At 66.7% G+C, this 16,906-nt stretch carries 10 protein-coding genes and 1 pseudogene; 7 read left to right on the top strand and 4 right to left on the bottom strand.

Going from position 1 to position 16,906, the window contains the following annotated elements:
- The first annotated feature begins 378 nt into the window (after positions 1-378).
- Together D1369_RS00660 and D1369_RS43630 are read left to right on the top strand one after the other, a co-directional pair.
- Entirely contained in the window at positions 379-1,869 is a 1,491-nt protein-coding gene (locus D1369_RS00660; protein ID WP_037902611.1) for a ricin-type beta-trefoil lectin domain protein, read from the top strand.
- Between the two features lie 774 nt (positions 1,870-2,643).
- Positions 2,644-2,838: pseudogene (locus tag D1369_RS43630) on the top strand (IS5/IS1182 family transposase); the annotation flags it as partial.
- Positions 2,839-2,867: 29 nt separating this feature from the next.
- Here the strand turns inward: D1369_RS43630 and D1369_RS00655 are convergent.
- The gene (locus D1369_RS00655; protein WP_007387083.1) at positions 2,868-4,586 is read right to left on the bottom strand and encodes a cellulase family glycosylhydrolase; all 1,719 of its coding nucleotides are present in this window, start codon (positions 4,584-4,586) and stop codon (positions 2,868-2,870) included.
- A 663-nt stretch (positions 4,587-5,249) separates the two neighbouring features.
- Here D1369_RS00655 and D1369_RS00650 point away from each other — a divergent pair.
- The gene (locus D1369_RS00650) at positions 5,250-6,278 is read left to right on the top strand and encodes a LacI family DNA-binding transcriptional regulator (protein WP_007387084.1); all 1,029 of its coding nucleotides are present in this window, start codon (positions 5,250-5,252) and stop codon (positions 6,276-6,278) included.
- 108 nt (positions 6,279-6,386) lie between these two features.
- On the opposite strand, the gene D1369_RS00645 is transcribed toward D1369_RS00650, so the two are convergent.
- The gene (locus tag D1369_RS00645) at positions 6,387-7,277 is read right to left on the bottom strand and encodes an aminoglycoside phosphotransferase family protein (protein WP_037904087.1); all 891 of its coding nucleotides are present in this window, start codon (positions 7,275-7,277) and stop codon (positions 6,387-6,389) included.
- A gap of 1,518 nt (positions 7,278-8,795) precedes the next feature.
- A complete protein-coding gene (locus tag D1369_RS00630; protein WP_007387087.1) occupies positions 8,796-9,818 on the bottom strand; it encodes an LLM class flavin-dependent oxidoreductase in 1,023 nt (340 codons plus the stop codon).
- A 375-nt stretch (positions 9,819-10,193) separates the two neighbouring features.
- Between D1369_RS00630 and D1369_RS00625 the strand changes: the two genes are divergently transcribed.
- Positions 10,194-10,385 carry a hypothetical protein gene (locus tag D1369_RS00625; protein WP_158680190.1) on the top strand — a complete coding sequence of 64 codons (192 nt, stop codon included), beginning with the start codon at positions 10,194-10,196 and terminating at the stop codon, positions 10,383-10,385.
- A gap of 85 nt (positions 10,386-10,470) precedes the next feature.
- On the opposite strand, the gene D1369_RS00620 is transcribed toward D1369_RS00625, so the two are convergent.
- Positions 10,471-11,397 carry a helix-turn-helix domain-containing protein gene (locus D1369_RS00620; protein WP_037902615.1) on the bottom strand — a complete coding sequence of 309 codons (927 nt, stop codon included), beginning with the start codon at positions 11,395-11,397 and terminating at the stop codon, positions 10,471-10,473.
- Positions 11,398-11,719: 322 nt separating this feature from the next.
- Between D1369_RS00620 and D1369_RS00615 the strand changes: the two genes are divergently transcribed.
- From D1369_RS00615 to D1369_RS00595, 3 genes are all read left to right on the top strand, one after another.
- Positions 11,720-12,100, top strand: coding sequence for a hypothetical protein (locus D1369_RS00615; protein WP_007387090.1), 381 nt, complete (start codon positions 11,720-11,722; stop codon positions 12,098-12,100).
- 884 nt (positions 12,101-12,984) lie between these two features.
- Positions 12,985-13,557, top strand: coding sequence for a dihydrofolate reductase family protein (locus D1369_RS00610; protein ID WP_007387091.1), 573 nt, complete (start codon positions 12,985-12,987; stop codon positions 13,555-13,557).
- Between the two features lie 1,722 nt (positions 13,558-15,279).
- Positions 15,280-16,713, top strand: a complete 1,434-nt coding sequence (locus D1369_RS00595; RefSeq protein ID WP_007387093.1) for a glycoside hydrolase family 43 protein — start codon at positions 15,280-15,282, stop codon at positions 16,711-16,713.
- Positions 16,714-16,906 lie beyond the last annotated feature (193 nt).

Genomic DNA, 16,906 nt, shown 5'->3' with positions numbered 1-16,906 from the left:
GCTTTCAGGTGTGCGAGCGGAGGAGGAGGCGCGTATGCCGAGGGGTGCCATGGGCGCGTAGGTGGTGGCCTGGCGCCAGGCCGTGCTCTTCGTCTCCGGTACGCGGCGAAGCCACGCAGGAGCCGACCCGGCCACGACGATCTTCGACGCCGTACAGGCGTCCCACAGCGTCCAGCGCATGGGTCCGGCGTATTTCAGAACTGTCACGGGTCTTGTCGCCAGTGCGGGTGCCGTGTCAATGTCCGGCCATGGTTACGTAACCATGGCCCGAAAAAAGGGGTCCAAGTGGCTTTATTCGGACCCTGTTTCATCAGTGCCTCGGCTCAGGTGACGAACCCGCACTCCGCCCTCCACGATTTCCCCGTCACTGGAGACGACATGACGAAACCCCCGACCAGGTCGAGAAGACTGGCCAGTGTGCTCATGGCCGGATTCGGCGCGACGCTCATGTTCCTGGGTGCCGCCGCTCCCGCTCCCGCCCTCGCCCAGCCGGCCGCCGAGGCGTCAACCACCTCACACGCGGCGGTGAAGCCCGCCTCGAAGGGCCGTACCAGTGACTTCCGCGGAGTGAACTGGGCCGACCCGCGCGACAACTACGCCAGTGACGCCGTGGTGCCCAGCGGACTGTCGGTGAACGACAACTACCGCACCGTGTACCGCACCACGCAGAAGATGGTGAGCGGCTTCAAGAAGAACCTGGGCGCCAACACGTTGCGACTGCCGATCAACCCGGCAAGTGTGGGCACCACTTGGTGGAAGTCGTACCGCGCGACGATCGACGCGGCCACGGCCCAGGGTGACAAGGTCATCGTCAGCTACTGGGAGGCCGACTCCAGCAAGGACGGCCTCGTCGACGACACGGCGGCCTGGAAGACGATGTGGAACACGGTTGTGCGGGAGTACAAGCACAACCCGCGGGTCTACTTCGAGCCCATGAACGAGCCCCACGGCTACACCCTGGACCAGTGGGTGTCCGTCACCAGCGGCTGGCTGGCCCAGCACAAGGACGTCCCGCGCGGCCGTGTCGTGATCAGCGGTACCGGCTACAACGACAACGTCACCGGTGTCGGTGCGGCGCCCGCCCTGCGGGGAACACTGCTGTCCCTGCACTTCTACGGATTCTGGAACAGCTACACCCAGCAGTCGGACTGGACCGCCGACCTAGAGGCCAGGATCGGCAAGTACGCCGGGCGGACGATCATCGACGAGGCCGGTTCCCCGATGACCATCGGTCTGAACTACGGCGCGTGGAACGGCAACATCTACACCTCCTACCTGGCGGCCGTCGCCAACACCGCCCGCAGCAAGGGGATGGGACTGGTGTACTGGCCGGGGCTGCGCTTCGGTGACGCCTACTCGATCGAGTCGCTGGACTCCCAGGGCAACCTGGTCGACAACAGCGCCACCGGCGTGGCACTGCTGCGCTGGGGCTACGGCTTCGGCAAGACCCCGCCCGTCAACAACCTGCCGCCCGCACCTCCCGGTGAGGTCCTGCGCGGAGTGGGTTCCAACCGCTGTGTCGACGTACCTGGTTTCAGCACGGCCAACGGCACCCAGCTCGACCTTTGGGACTGCAACGCCGGCGGCAACCAGTCCTGGAACTGGAACGCGGACAAGCAACTCACCGTCTACGGCAACAAGTGCATGACCGTGGGAGGAAGTGGCGCCACGGCGGGCGACCCCGTGATCATCACCGACTGCACCGGCGCGGCGACGCAGCAGTGGAACGTGAACGCGGACCTCTCCGTGACCAGTGTCGCGAACCCGGCGCTCTGCCTGGATGCGGCCGGAGCGGGCACCGGCAACGGCACGTCGGTCGACGTCTGGTACTGCAACGGTGGCACCAACCAGCAGTGGGCCAGGAGTTGACGCCCACGCCTGTCTCCCTCAGTCACCGAACTCGGGCATCGAACCCGAGTAGGGAACAGGCCCACTGATCCGAACCGCCAGCGCCGTCGCGCCTCCTCCTGCGGAGAACCCGGCGGCGCTGTGGATCTTGCTCAGCGGCTTCTGAAGGCCCGGCCTGCCGACCGTGGCGAAGTGGTCGCCTCCGCGCGTAGGTGACGGGCAGTCCTCGCCAGGAGGCGGCCAGTTTGCTCTGTAGACCCGTCGGCCATGCGGCCCCACCACCCTGTGCCAGGTACCGGATCAATGGCCGAGCGCCCGCTTCGTAGACGTGTCGCGTCGGCTCCTCACCGCTCTCCACGCCGACGACGCAGATAGTCACGGAATCCCGTGCCCTGCAGCCACATGCTCACCGCAGCCACCGCTGCCACGATGACGATCAGTACAACGAGACCGAATCCGTTCACCTGATTCTCCTTTGCCGGGGGAGGCGAGGGCAGACGCCTCGCGTCCCGGCGATGAATTTCAGAGCGCGGAGCCGATGGACCCGGCGCCGCCGGAGAATCCCGTCGGCCCGGCGCCAGGCAGGGCCGGACCGGCAACGCCGCCACCCACCGCGACGCTCGCGCCCCGGCGCGGCCACCAACGACAGCCTGGCCCTCCAGCCTCTGGTGACAGGGGGACCAGCGGCGGTCCCGGCGTGGACCGCGCCGCAAGCACCTCGCCGAACTCCGCGCCGACAAGGCTTGCCACTCCGCCGACATCCCTTCCTGGCTGCGCGAACGCGACATCGTCAGCCGGATCGCCCGGCCGGGCATCGAGTCCTCCGAACGGCGCGGGCGGCATCGCTGGGAGATCGAGCGGTCTCCCGGCTGTTCGGTCACCGCCGCCTCACCCATCCGGTACGAACGAAAAGGCAGCCACCTTCTTGCCTTCCTCGGCCTCGCCGCCGCCCTGACCTGCTACAAGAAACGTTCCGAACTCACCGCCTGAGATATCGCCTCAGTCCTGATGGCCCGTTTTCAGGCAGAGGTGCCCGTGACTGCGGTACCGGACCTGGTCAGCGTGTACGTCAGGATCGCCCCGCTCCAGAAGTGGAAGGTGAGGGTCACGGTGGTGTCGTCGGTGACACCGTCGAAGAACGCGGTCGGCAAGGTGATCGTGCCTGCGGTGTAGTCCGGTGTGAAGGCCACGTTGAACTGCTTGTACGTCGTCCAGGACTGCGGACCGGCGGCGGTGCCGTCGGCGTAGACGGCCTCCATGGTCGCCAACTTGTCGCCGTTGAACGCGGTGGGTATCACCAGCGAGGTCGTCGTACCCGTCGCGCTCGTCAGTACCGGCTTGTCATAGGTGATGACGTTGACGGCCCAAGGAACTCCTTTCGTGAACCGGAGGGACAGGACGGCATTCGTGCCGTACTCCTGTGATGCGGTCAGCCGGCCGAGCGTCGCCGCTGCGATCGTCAATGTGTCGCCCCTGACGGTGTAGTCCACGCCCCGGATCAGTGGGCGGGTGCCGACATCGATCCTCAGCAACCTGGTGCCGTTGAGGTTCAGCGTGATCGTCGCGTCCGTCGGGGTCTTGCCCTTGGGCACGAAGAGCTGATCGGTGGACGCGGTGCCGGAGCGTCCGGTCCAGCTGGAACGTATCTGCGCATAGAGGCTCGGGTCGTTCCATTGCAGGGTGCGGCGGTTGAAGCGACTGCCGTTGTCCCACAGCATCGTGGTCAAGCCCCGGTAGCGCGCGTAGTGGCCGAGATACTCGAGGTACTTGAGCGTCTCACCCTGTTCGACAGTGCCGGGGCCGGAGTCCCAGCCGAGCAGCCCGTACTCACCGACGATGACTGGGATCCCTTTGGCCACGAAGGACCTGTGCAGCAGGTCGAACGTGTCGGTCAGGTCCTGCTGGGTGGCCGCGTTGAAGGTCGTGTAGCCGGCGAGGTTCACGCTGAAGGGCCAGAAGCTGTAGTAGTGGATCGAGGCCACGAGGTTGGGGTCGCCGAGCGCGGAGAAGGTGGCGAGCAGGGTGTCGATCTTGGGCTGATCCGGGGTGTCCCCGAGGGTCGGCATGACGAGCAGGCGGTCGGCGTTGCCTCCGCCGGTCGCGCGCACGACGGAGTGGAAGGTCGTGTTGAGCTCGTTCATCAGAACGGCGTTCTGCTCGTCGCCGGAGCTGCCGGTGAAGAAGGGCTCGTTGATGCTCTCGAAAAGCAGTCGGCGCGGCTCGTCCCGGAAGGTGGCCGCGATCTGCTGCCAGGTGGCCGTGTATTGGGCCAGGACCGCGTCATGCCGGGTCGGCATGTTCGGCACCCACTGCCACGCGTCGCCGTGCATGTTGATCAGAACGTGAAAACCATCGGCCAAGGCCCAGTCGACCACCTGCTTGATCCTGGCCAGGAACACCGGGTCGAGGGTATAGGTCGGAGCCGGGCCCTCGTGCTGGCCCCAGGTCACCGGGATCCGGATGCTTCGGAAGCCCTGCGCCTTCAGCCTGCGGAAAAACGCCCGGGTCACCCGCGGGTTGCCCCACGCCGTCTCGTCGGCGCCGATGGCCTCGAAGCTGTTGCCCAGATTCCAGCCGGGCTGCATGTGTGCGACTACGTCCAGCGCGGACGCCGACGCGGCGGAACCAGTGGGCTGGGCAGCGGCCTGGGCGGCCGTCGGGATGGACAACGCCGTGACGGCGAGGGCCGCGGAGGTCGTCATGACCTGGCGACGAGTGAAACCGGTTGAGCTCGGCATGGAACTCTCCATTGAGTCGAAAGGCCTTCCCCGAGCCGAAGACGTCTTCGTCGAAGCGCTTCGACACGGGGCGGGAGCCTAGCGCAACCTGACGACGGAGAGAACGGGCTGATCCGCATGGAACCGGAATCGAGTCCACTGGGGACGGTCGAAGCTGACGCCCGGGAGCGGCGAACCAGCACCCGCTTCACCCACTGGAGCCGGGCGTTCTCCGCTTGCGTGACGCCGCGCCTGACGCCCCAAGGACGGAAGCGCTTCGACAAGCAAACTCTGGACCCCGGGGACGGGTCGCCGTGGAGCGGCTGAGCGAAGGTGCACCGCTGCTCGGCTTCTGCAGTCGAGCTCTCAGCTGGTGCCACCAGGGCTGCGGATCATCCGGCTGCACAGGTGCGTCCGGCAGCGCCGAGAAGACGCCGGCCTTTGCCTGCCAGCCGCTGAACACGCCACGGAGCGTCGGGTGAGGTTCGTGCGGTAGAGGGCCCCTCGCAGAAGCCACTGCGATCTCCTTCGCTGGTCCGTTACCGTTAACGTGACCGTTAACGTGATTCTGACTCAGAGGCGCGGCTTCCGTCAACGCCCGCCGCCGGACGGCCCAGGGCACGGCAGGACGGTGAACCTGGTTGACTTGGCATCGGGCGACCAGAACAGAAGTGAGTTGACGACGTGGCCGGACAGCGGAAAACGGACGATCAGAGGGCGCGAGGTCTGAGAACCGTCAAGCGCGTCACGCTCCGCGACGTGGCTGAGGCGGCAGGCGTGTCTCATCAGACCGTCTCCCGGGCGATCAACGGCAAGGGGGAGATCGACCCGGCGACCCAGCAACGCGTTCTCGACGTCGCGAAGCAGATGCGATACCGGCCCAGCCGGTTCGGCCGGGGGCTCAGCCGCCCGGATGTCGTTTCCGTCGGGCTCATCGTCCCCGACGTGGTCAATCCCTTCTTCCCGGAGTTCGTGGCCGGAGTGATCGCGGCCGCGGACGAACGCGACTGGCAGGTGCTCGTCGCCAGCACCGAGAACGACCGGTCCCGGGAGCTGGCCCTGGTCCGCTCACTCGGCCAGCAGGTCGACGCTCTTGTCGGCTACATCAGCCATACCGATGCGCAGCTCGAGCCGTACGTGGGCACCATGCCGCTGGTCGTGGTCGATCGCGGGATGGAGTCGTCGAACCACGCGGTGGTCCACATCGACACCGCGCCCGCGATCCGGGCAGGGATGCAGCACCTCATCGACCGGGGTCACCGCTGGATCGGCTTGATCGACTGCGAGTGCCTCAGCGCCCCGATGGTCCGGCACCGCACCTTCCTCGAAGTCGCCGGCGAACACGCGCTTCCCGTCGACGAGGACTGGGTCGTCATGGCTGAGCAGTCCCCGGCCGGCGGTGCCGCCGCGTTCGAGGCGCTGCGTGCCGCGCACCCGGAGCTCACAGCCGTGGTCGCCTTCAATGACCTGGTCGCGATCGGCGCGCTCAGGGCTGCCCGCCGGGCCGGGATCCAAGTACCGGACGACTGTGCGCTGGTGGGCTACGACGGGTTGAGCGTCGTCGACCTGGTCGACCCGCCACTGACCACGCTCCACATCGACAAGCGACGGCTGGGCGAACTGGCCATCCACCAAGTCGACCAACTCCTGGCCGGCGAACTGCCACCCCCTATCGTGCTGACACCGAGCTTGACGGTCCGTGGTACGACCTGACCCCCTCGGCAGGGCTGGCGGCCGCACCGGACCTCGCACTCCGTGACTTCTCCGCCGTCGCCCCGGGCCAGGCACAACTCGCGCGTCGGCGCCCGTCTCCGGACGACATCACTTCATCGACTCCAGAATGCGGTCGAGTGTCCGGCGCCCCATGCTGCTCATCGTCGGATTGCTCTCGAGGTAGTACCAGACAAGACCCATGGCCTGTTCGAACGCCCATGCCTTGCCGCGCTCCCACTCCAGATCGTCACAGCGCAGCGTCTGCCGCAGCACCTGCCTGGGACCCGACTCCAGCAGATGCCAGGCACTGACCAGATCCAGCGCGGGGTCGGCGGGGCCGAAGCCGCCGGTGTCGAGTACGCCGCCGAGCCGGTTTCCTGTGACCAGTACATTGCCGGGAATCAGGTCACCGTGGCTCATCACGTCAGCGTCCGTGCGGGGCAGTTCCCGAAAGTGGCCCCATGTCCGGCGCAGTCGGGGCACGTCGAGCAGCCCTTCGCTCTCCTGGAAACACTTCGCCATCCAGTCGTCGTGGTGAGTGAGGACGCCGCCACGATTCTCGCCGTTGAACACCCGCCCCCGCGTCTCGGCGCCCCGCAGGGCCGCGATGAAGGCCGCGAGGTCCTCCGCGAAAGCCTCCGACCCACTGGGATCGGCGTCAAAGGCGATCGTTCCCGGCAGCCACGTCTGCACCGACCACGGCATGGGGTAACCCGCTCCGGGCTTGCCCAGGGCGACGGGTTCCGGGACGGGGAACCGTGACACCTGCGCCAACTCCGCGCTCGCCTGCGCCTCTTGTTCGAGAACCGCCAGCGTCTCGGCGGCGTCGGCCAGACGCAGGGGGAAACGCGCGGAAAGTTCGTTGCCGATACGGAAGATGGCGTGGACCGTCCCGGTCGACGACACGAGTCGGATCTCCTTGCCGCTCCACCGAGGGAACTGCTCCCGGATCAAGCTCGCAACGATGTCAGTGGTCACGTCCACCTGGTCATCGTGCATGGTCACTCTCGAAGGTCCTTCCGCTACGACGTTTCTGACGGCTCTTGGACGGTGTCGCGCAGTCAGATGATGATCACGGCGACGCTACCGCGTCCGGTCGCAGGCCGGCAGCCGACCGCCGGAGAGCCCGTTGATCGCAGGGGCGCCCGATCGTGATGGTCGACCCGGTCCGTGGCATCGGATCCGCACACCGTCCGGGCACGGGGCGAACATCGGGCGGTCCTCCCGTCGGGCGAGTTCTGCCAGGCCGACGGGAGGAGCCGGTCACTGGACAACGGATGGACTCCGCTGGTCAGTCCGTACCGCGCCCGTCAGCCATCAGTACTCCAAGGACGGCGCCTGGCACTACAACCACGACCCGATGACCCCGGCCAAGGAACGAATCCGGCCCATCTGGCGGGGTTTCGGCAAGCTCACCCACCGCTCAGGCGACAGCGACACCAAGCAGCTCAAGACCGTGACGGTCTACTTGCGGAGCATGAACGGTGACCAGCTCCTGGGCGCGGCCGGAGAGACACCCGACGCGAACGCCCGCAAGAGCGTCGAGGTGTCCGGCATCAAGGCCGGCAAGATCACGGATGCCGAGCAGTACGCCGGTCTCGTCCGGGAGTCGGTCACCTACGACGGCGCTTCCGAGGTCACCGGAACGATCAACGACCCCTCGTTGAAGCGGACCGCCACCCAGCACAAAGCCGTACGCGGAAAGGAGGCCTACCACGTCCGCACCACCACCCCCACACACGCAGGAACATCACCAGCGGCATCGCTCCACGCGACTGTGCGCGCACCGTCGCCACCACGTACGACGACTACGCCATGGCGGCCACCGTCGAGGACCTTGCTGATCGCGGAGTCTCTCGTAGCGCCGACGCTCGATCCCGGCTGCAAGTGGACTGCCGGAGAGTGGCGTTCCTACTACGACGGCGTCATGGTGACGGTGCTCGGTGGCCTTGCCGTCGACCATACGGTCCCCCTTGTTGGAGCCGGGGGACTCGGGTGCGTCATCCTGGACTGCGCAGTGGCGGCAGGACCGTGCCAACGACCTGGATGCGGAGCGCTCCCTCATAGCGGTGACCGCGCACACCAGTCGCTCGAAAGGCGATCAGGAACCAGCCGAGTGGCTTTTGCTGCTTGCGGACGCCCGCTGCACCTGCGTCACCGGCTGGGCTGCCACCAAGCTCCGCTGGAATCTGACCCTCGACGACACCGAACGCGCCGCCGTGGTCCGCCTTGCCGACGAATGCGACGGCTGGGAGACGGCTGGGAGGTCGCCTACGAGCCCGCGCCCTGATCCACTGCTGCGCCCGGTACTGCTGCGGCGGCTGTGGGCGCACACCGTTACCCGCGCCGCCGGACCGGTTGCTGTTCAGCTGCTTGGCGTTGTGGCCGTTGCGGGCCGGTTGTTGATCCAGGACAGGCCGCCGAGGTCCAGGCGGTGGCGGGCGCGGGTGACGGCGACGGATCAGGGGCGTGGGGGCGGCGGGCTCACCGCTGCCCGTGCAGGACCTCTCGCCATGCTCAGCGCCAGCCCAGGGCCGGAGCGACGTGAGTCAGGATGCTTTCGATCACGTGGGCGTTGTAGGCGACTCCGAGCTGGTTCGGCACGGTGAGGAGGAGTGTGTCGGCGGCGGCGACCGCTTCGTCCTCGGCGAGCTGCTTGACCAGTACGTCGGGCTCGGCGGCGTAGGAACGGCCGAAGATCGCGCGAGTGTTGGCGTCGATGTAGCCGATCTGGTCCTTGGAGTTGCCCTCACGGCCGAAGTAGGCGCGGTCACGGTCGTCGACCAGCGCGAAGATGCTGCGGCTGACCGAGACCCGCGGCTCGCGGGTGTGCCCGGCCTCTCGCCAGGCCTCACGATAGGCCTCGATCTGCTTGCGCTGCTGGACGTGCAGCGGTTCGCCGCTCTCGTCGTCCTTGAGGGTCGAGCTCTGCAGGTTCATCCCGAGCGTGGCCGCCCACGCCGCGGTCGCGTTCGAGCCGGATCCCCACCAGATACGGTCCCTGAGGCCTTCGGAGTGCGGCTCGATGCGCAGCAGCCCCGGGGGGTTGGAGAACATCGGATTGGGGTTGGGCTGCGCAAATCCCTCGCCCGTCAGCACGTCGAGGAGCCGCTCGGTGTGGGCGCGTGCCATGTCGGCGTCGGTGGCCCCTTCGGCGGGCAGATGTCCGAAGTGGCGCCAGCCGTCGATGACCTGCTCCGGGGATCCCCGGCTCAGGCCGAGCTGCAGTCGGCCTCCGGAGATCAGATCCGCGGCTCCAGCGTCCTCGGCCATGTACAGCGGGTTCTCGTAGCGCATGTCGATCACGCCGGTGCCGATCTCGATCCTGCTGGTACGTGCGCCGATGGCGGCGAGCAGGGGGAACGGCGAGGCGTACTGCCGCGCGAAGTGATGGACACGGAAGTACGCGCCGTCGGCGCCCAGCTCCTCTGCGGCGACCGCGAGATCGATCGCCTGGAGGAGAGAATCCGCCGCTGAGCGGGTCTGCGAGTGCGGCGACGGCGTCCAGTGCCCGAAAGACAGGAACCCGATGTTTTTCATACCGCTTTCAACAATCAAGGTCGGCGTTCATTCCCCGCCGATGCCGGTGGCCGTGGAGAGCGGGAGGCCGGAACGGCATGGCGGGTCCGGTCGCGAAGACCGTGCCGGTCACGGTTCCGCACGAGCGGCTGTGTCGGTCCTTTCCCTGAAGGCCTGGCCCGACCCCTCCGCCGACACGCTGAGGGCTCCCTTCGGGGCAGACGCACCAGCGACCACAGGGTCCGCGAGGAGACTCTCCTCCTGCACCTCCCGTATGTGGCGAGGATCGTCCCCTGGGGCGGGTGCGGTGGCGGGTCGTCATGCGGTGGCCTACGGGGACGTACGGCGTCCGGGACGAGCCGCGTCTTGTAGCGGCTGGTGCAGTCAGCGGCCACGATGGCGAGCACGGTGCGGATCTGGGAAGTGGCCACCGGACGGACCACCGCCACCTCGACCGAATACGTGAAGATGCTAGAAGCGGTGGCGGTCTCCCGGGACGGCACCTGGATGGCCGTCGGCGGCAGTGACGGCACTGTCGAAAACGATGGCCTTCATAACTGCTGTCTCTTTGATGAGCTGATCCGGTGAAATCTGTCCTGCACAGCGGTCAAGTCGCATATCCCCATGAGCGGTTGTGACCGGCGTGGGCCCGCGCCAAAACGGTAGGACACGCTCAATCCTTCTCCCCGCGGCGTAGGTCGTTGACCGTTTCTCCGAACTCGCGTTTCAGAGCCCTGCCAAGGTGTTTGGTGTCGTGCACTCCCCATCGTGCTGCGATCGTGGCTGTGGAGACGTCTGCGGAGGCGGGGTCGAGAAGGTCGCGACGGATTCGTAACAGGCGCTCATGTCGTACCCACGCGGCGAAGGTCAGGTCGCTGCCCTTGAAGAGCGCATAAAGGTGCCGGACCGAGATGTGGTGCTGGCGTGCGACTTGTTCCGCACTGAGGCGGGAGTCGCCGAGGTGGGCCAGTGCGTGGGCGCGAATACGGTCGGCAAGGTCGCTGGCGACGCCAGCCCGCTCGGGGGTGGTGTCGGCGAAGGCAGCGAGGAGGAGTGCGGTGAGCGCGTCGGCCAGATAGGTACGTGCCACACCCTGGCAGGGGAGGTCCTCACCCACCTCGGACAGAGCGTGGCCGAGGAGCCCGCCGATCCCGCCCTGAGTCGGTATGGAAAGCGCCGTGCGCCGGCTTATGGAGTTCGCGTGCCTGCCAAGACTTGCCCGGGGCACGCAGAGCACGGTCATGTCACTTCTGTCGGCACCGATGAGCCGGTATGGACGGGTGCTGTCACAGGCGAACACTTCACCGGGCTCCACCGTCGTGGTCCGGTCACCCTGGATCGCTGTGACCGCGCCGTGGTGGTGCAGAGTGAAGTGCATCCATTCCACGTCGCTGGAGGTGATGCTGCGGTCGTCCCGCGTCACCGTTGCAGCGGAGGCCTGGACACGAGCGACGACCATGGGTCCGAAGGCTGTGTGGTCCACCACGGCTTCGAAACCCTGCGGGCCGGGATCGGTCACCCGCAACGGGGCGAACAAGGTCGAGGCAACTGCCTCGAACGACTCGGTTCCTCTTAAGTGGGAACCCTTGCGGTCTGTCATGCCGATGCGCCCCCAACCCTCCGTGCGCACGGAACCCTACAGCCGTATCGCGCACCATGCACGAACTGGGGAGTCATCGTGCGCACATTGGTGCTCCTGGCGCGCAGATTACGCCTACGGTCATCAGCAACCTCGGTGTAGGCGCACTCGTCATGACGACTGCGGGCGTCAGCCCTGCACAGTCGTCACACGTGAAGGGTTCGTGACTTGTCCGCCTGCACGGCACATCAGCACGCTGTGCGGAGCCCTGAATTCGCAGAATCCGACGCTCGGATCCACCGCTGTCCCTGCTGTGAACCAAGACTGCACCTCAGGAGGACCTATGCAGCACATCCGTCGACTCGGCGTCATCCTCGCCGCGGCCTCATCCCTGGTCGGCCTCAGCCTCGCCTCTTCAACTACCGCGCATGCAGCACAGACCGGCACCCAGGACTACCAAGGCTGTCCTACCGGCTACGTGTGCATCTACCCGAATGCCAGCTGGAACAACGGCGTTCCGGAGCACACCTACTACACCTACGGGGTCCACAAGCTGTACAACGAGTACGGGCAGCACCGCATATTCAACAACCAGACCGGTAGCGCCACGTCACAGCTGTGCGTCAACAGTGACGGCACCAACTGCACCGGCAAGACCCCGCCGTACACCTACTTTGACTACGACCTGACCCCGTACAACTCGATCCGTCTCAACCCCTCCTGACCTATCAGCCCATGCCCCGCTCTCTGAGAAGCTTTCATCTCGCTTCTGCAGGTCACGGTGTCCTGGAGTACCCAATATCGTGACCGGCAGAAGAGGATGTGACACAGCTTCTCGATGCCCTGAATAGGCAAGCGAGTCCTTATGGGAGCGTGGGTAGGCGGTCGGGGGACGGTCACGGTGACCGTCCCCCGAACGGATCACACGTCCTCGTGCATCTCCCGTTCAGAATGTCCTGCGCCATCTGCGTGATGACCTCACCCTCGTCATCTCACCGGTCGTCGCTCGGGATAGCCGATCGACAACTAGCGCTCCACCGCTTCCACGACGTCATCGATCTTGAACGTGATGTCCGTGTCGACTGCGACGTGGGCAACGGTTTTGCCGCAGCCACGCTCTCCGCCGCGCCCCAGCCTCCGAGGAAGTCGGACCGGGCGCGGCATTGCTGTTCCTCACGGACCATCCCCTCGCCGCCCGATCAGGGTTATCCACAGGCACGAACGTGATCGGCGGTTCCTTCGTACGCTGTTGCCCGAGTCGATCACACGGGGGTATGCGGCATGCGGTACGGCGGGTGGTGGAGGAACTCGCGGTCAAGGTCATGCCGCAGCTGCCGGACGAACGGGCCGCCAGGGGGAAGCGACGAAATGCGACTCATGGGGTGACGGAATACATAGGGTAGGCAGTCAGCCGGACGGTCGCCGCGTGTTCGACGGCGCTTGCGCGGGCAGCCGTCTGGATCTCGCCCCGCCTGGACGACGATGGCGACTCAAGAGGCAAGCAGGCTCACGTGAGCTGTTGCCGCTGCGATGCCCGATGAGTAATGCCGCCATGCCGGGTCTACAGCACAGCTGAGCCAGTCTGGATCGAAAGCACAGGAGGTCGAAGTGTCCGCATCAGTGCTCGACATGTCGATGTCACTCGACGGATATATCGCCGATCCAAACGATTTTCTAGGCGGCGACGATGGCGAACGACTGCACAAGTGGGCCGACCCGGGGGACGAGTCCGGCCCGCCGTCCGGGCCGGCCGCGCAATTCCAGGACGAATGGAACACAGCCGGTGCGGTGCTCGTTGGACGACGCACTGCCGAGCTCATGGATCACTGGGGCGGTGATCACGGTGGTCTCCCGATCTTCGTGCCCAGTCACCGCCCGCCCGGCCCTGCCGCCCGTTGGGGCTATCCGTTGGTGACCTATGTGACCGACGGGATCGAAAGCGCGATGGCACAGGCCAAGGCCGCCGCCGGGGACAAGGACGTGCAGGTGCGTGGCGCGTACACGGCGCAACGGGCGCTTGAGGCCGGGGTGCTGGATGAGGTGCAGATCCATCAGATCCCGGTGCTGCTCGGTGATGGCCGTCGCCTGTTCGACGTCTTGTCGTCGCAGATCGAGTTGGAGATCATCCGGGTGATCGACACACCGGAGGCCACTCACATCCGCTACCGCGTCCGTCGCTGAGCTGGTCGACCAGCACCTTCTTGGTGTGGTGGGTCAAGGTGCGTTGGCGCATCGGGTCACAGACAAGTCCTGATGCCCGAGCAATTTCATCCTCATGTCGTGATCCAGCTCCTACGCCTTGTGCCCAACTGTGCTGCTCAGTGTGGCCAACTGACGGGTTGTGATCGTTCTCCCGTGATGGCGGCGGCTGCTGGAGGATGCGGGCTCTGAGCAGGGTGAAGGAGGCTCGGCCGTACATCTGCCGTTTGATTGTCTTGCTTCTGTTGGCGTGCCCCTCAACCCGGCAAAGATGCCGATGGCCTCCGGGCCACTCACCCCGGCTTTCGGGATCCAGTCCCGCAGCAGGTGGCCCTGACGATGGCGGGTCATGTCTGTGAACTCCCATGCGAGGTCGCAGGCAGCGAGGATCTCCGGGCAGGCGTTCCGTGCGGCTTCCAGTTGCGCGGTCTTTGAGGGCCGGAGTGTTTCCTGCGGGTGCATGATCCATGAGGTGATCGTGCATGGGCTGGGCGTCACTGTCTGGGCGGGGGCCGCGGTGCCCTTCCTGATAGCGATCACGGACCGGTTCACGACGGTGATAGCTGCCGGCATAGCCGAGACCGATCAACTCGCGGTAGAGCTGCATCGAGCTCGTGCAGGCCGCCTGGAAACGGCGCTGCACGTAGTGGGTGAACGGGTCGAGGATACCTGCGCCCCGGTACCGTGCCGCGGCGTTCTTCGTCTGGGACGGGGCGCTCTCCCGCGGGCACGCTGCCGGTCGGCTTGAACGCATGCAGGCCACGAAGGCGGTCCACAGTCGCACCATCGATCCGGCATGCACTGCGAGGTCGTCATCGTTCCAACGCCAGCGCTCCTGATCCGACTCGGGCGGCGGTCACGTCAGCCAGGTCATGCCAAAACACCGGATTGTGATCGAACCCCGAGAGCGCTCGCATGCTGCTCGCCGATGCCCAGGACCATGCCCAGGAGGCCCTCGCCGAGCTACGGCACGTGGTGCGCGGCATTGGACCGTGGCCCGCCCGGCCTGCCGCATCGCTTTCCACATACGGCCACGCTATGCGACCGAGCGCCGAGCGACGGTGTAGCGGCCCCCGCCGTCCGGCGGAACCGGCGCCGGTGACCTCAAAGCTCGCGCCACCCGCCTTCGCCTCGATGCCGCCTGCGATGGCGAGGATCACCGCGGGGAGAGCGATCAGGCCGGTCTGCCAGGACACCGGGCGAGGTGGCCCCGAAGACAGTCCCGCACACCTCCTGGGCTCGGGTGAAGGGCGAGGGGCGAGCGGGCCCCTTCCGACCTGAGCGTCGTGGCGCCCGGTGCGCCCGGTGCCCCCGCAGGATATTTGTCAGTGGATTCAGCCCGTTCCATTGACGTGCTCTTGGCTGAAACTTATCTTCCTGTCGAAGTTACGCACGGCGTTCGAAATGTCGAACCCACTGGCCGTCAAAGGGGACGTCCTTGTACCGCACCCGTTACTGGTTCGCTCTCATGGTTCCTCTGCCGGCCCTGCTTGCTTCACTCGTCCCCCAGCCCGCCGCTGCGTTGCCCTCCGTCGCCGCCCCGCCCGGGCGATGACCCCGGCTCCTCGGCCGTAGCCGGGCCCAATGCGACGTTCCACGTCACGCGTCAGCGGGCCCCGTCTCGCAGGCACAGCGACCGCGAGCTTTCCCCTCTGCCCCGTCTTCGCCCGATCAGGGCACCCGCAGAAAGACCGGAGAACGTACATGCGCGCTCTTCTCGCACGGCTGGCGGCGATATTGGTCGCCGTCGGCCTGCTTCTCGCCTCCCAGACGCTGACCACAGCCCAGCAGGCCGCCGCGGCCGACCCGGGCTACCTGATGGTGCACTTCACCGGGGAGGGGTCGACCAATCAGCAGATGTACCTCTCGCACAGCACGGACGGTCTGCACTGGAACGACCTCAACGGCGGCGGCATGGTCCTGCGCTCCACGGTCGGTACGAAGGGGGTGCGCGACCCCGCGTTCGTGAGGTCCCCTGACGGAAGCAAGTACTGGATCATCGCGACCGACCTGTGTATCGGCTGCGGGCAGGGATGGGGCGACGCCCAGACCAGCGGCAGCCGCAACCTGGTGGTGTGGGAGTCCACCGACCTGGTCACCTGGTCGCAGCCGCGGCTCCTGAACGTCGCCGACCCGATCTCCGGCGCCGGTGACGCGTGGGCGCCCGAGGCGATCTGGGACCCGGCGAGCAATGACTACGTCCTGTACTGGGCGACGAACGCGCCGCTGAACGGCGTGACGAAGCACCGCATCTACTACGCCCACACGACGGACTTCCGCACCATCACCACCCCGCAGGTCTACATCGACCGCCCCGGCACCCAGGGCATCATCGACACCCAGATCATCGAAGTGCCGTCCGGCGTCGGCAACTACCGCTACGTGCGCGCCTCCGGCGACGGTCAGATCACGCTCGAAGGCAGCAACTCGATCCTGGGGACGTGGACCACCCTCGGCAACCTGTCCGGCGTCGGCCTCAGCGGCTCCCAGGTCGAGGGCCCGATGTGGATGAAGTTCAACGGCAGCAACAAATGGGCCCTCTACCTCGACCAGTACGCCACCAGCGGCGGTTACATGCCGGTCCTGACGACCGACCCGTCCAACCCGGCCGCCTACCAGAAGCAGGCGTCGACGAGCTACAACATGGGCGGCACCAAGAAGCGCCACGGCTGGATCATGAACCTGACGGCCGCCGAGGAGAGCCGCGTCCTCGCCCGCTGGCCCAACACGACGCCCAACCGGCTCCAGTCGTTCAACTTCCAGGACCGGTACGTGCGCCACACCAACTTCGACGTGCGCATCGACCAGAACGTCAGTACCAGCGAGGACTCCCAGTTCCGGATGCGGACCGGCCTGGCGGGCACCGGCACGGTCTCCTTCGAGTCGGTGAACTTCCCCGGATACTTCCTGCGGCACTCCGCGTTCGACTTCCAGCTCGTCTACAACGACGGCACCGCCGGGTTCGCCGCGGACGCCAGCTTCCGCCAGGTCGCCGGGCTCGCCGACGCGACGTGGTCGTCGTTCCAGTCCTACAACTACCCCGACCGGTACATCCGCCACTACGCGTACGAACTCAAGCTCGACCCGATCACCACCGCGACGGGGCGCAGCGACGCCACCTTCCGCGTGACGAGCTGACCCGCGCCGGCAGGGATGCCGGCGCTCTCACGGGGCGACCCCTTCCCCGCCGCCCACCCGTCGGCGGGGAAGGCGCCGGCATCCCCGCCGCGAGTGGTCCATGCGCAGCGTCAGACTTCAGAGCCGCCGAAGGTTCCTGCCGTGCGCCCTGGCCGCCGTGGCCGCCGCCTCGCTCCCGGTGGGCGTTGTCGGC

Source organism: Streptomyces sp. CC0208, assembly GCF_003443735.1.
GTDB lineage: Bacteria > Actinomycetota > Actinomycetes > Streptomycetales > Streptomycetaceae > Streptomyces > Streptomyces sviceus.
Note: the sequence above shows the minus strand (reverse complement) of the source record. Positions and strands in the feature narration are given on the sequence as shown.

What these genes read in the sequence shown, in the direction of transcription:
- D1369_RS00660 (WP_037902611.1), top strand. Translation starts at nt 379, where the DNA reads ATGACGAAACCCCCGACCAGGTCGAGAAGACTGGCCAGTGTGCTCATG.
- D1369_RS00655 (WP_007387083.1), bottom strand. Translation starts at nt 4,586, where the DNA reads ATGCCGAGCTCAACCGGTTTCACTCGTCGCCAGGTCATGACGACCTCC.
- D1369_RS00645 (WP_037904087.1), bottom strand. Translation starts at nt 7,277, where the DNA reads ATGCACGATGACCAGGTGGACGTGACCACTGACATCGTTGCGAGCTTG.
- D1369_RS00630 (WP_007387087.1), bottom strand. Translation starts at nt 9,818, where the DNA reads ATGAAAAACATCGGGTTCCTGTCTTTCGGGCACTGGACGCCGTCGCCG.
- D1369_RS00625 (WP_158680190.1), top strand. Translation starts at nt 10,194, where the DNA reads ATGGCGAGCACGGTGCGGATCTGGGAAGTGGCCACCGGACGGACCACC.
- D1369_RS00620 (WP_037902615.1), bottom strand. Translation starts at nt 11,397, where the DNA reads ATGACAGACCGCAAGGGTTCCCACTTAAGAGGAACCGAGTCGTTCGAG.
- D1369_RS00615 (WP_007387090.1), top strand. Translation starts at nt 11,720, where the DNA reads ATGCAGCACATCCGTCGACTCGGCGTCATCCTCGCCGCGGCCTCATCC.
- D1369_RS00595 (WP_007387093.1), top strand. Translation starts at nt 15,280, where the DNA reads ATGCGCGCTCTTCTCGCACGGCTGGCGGCGATATTGGTCGCCGTCGGC.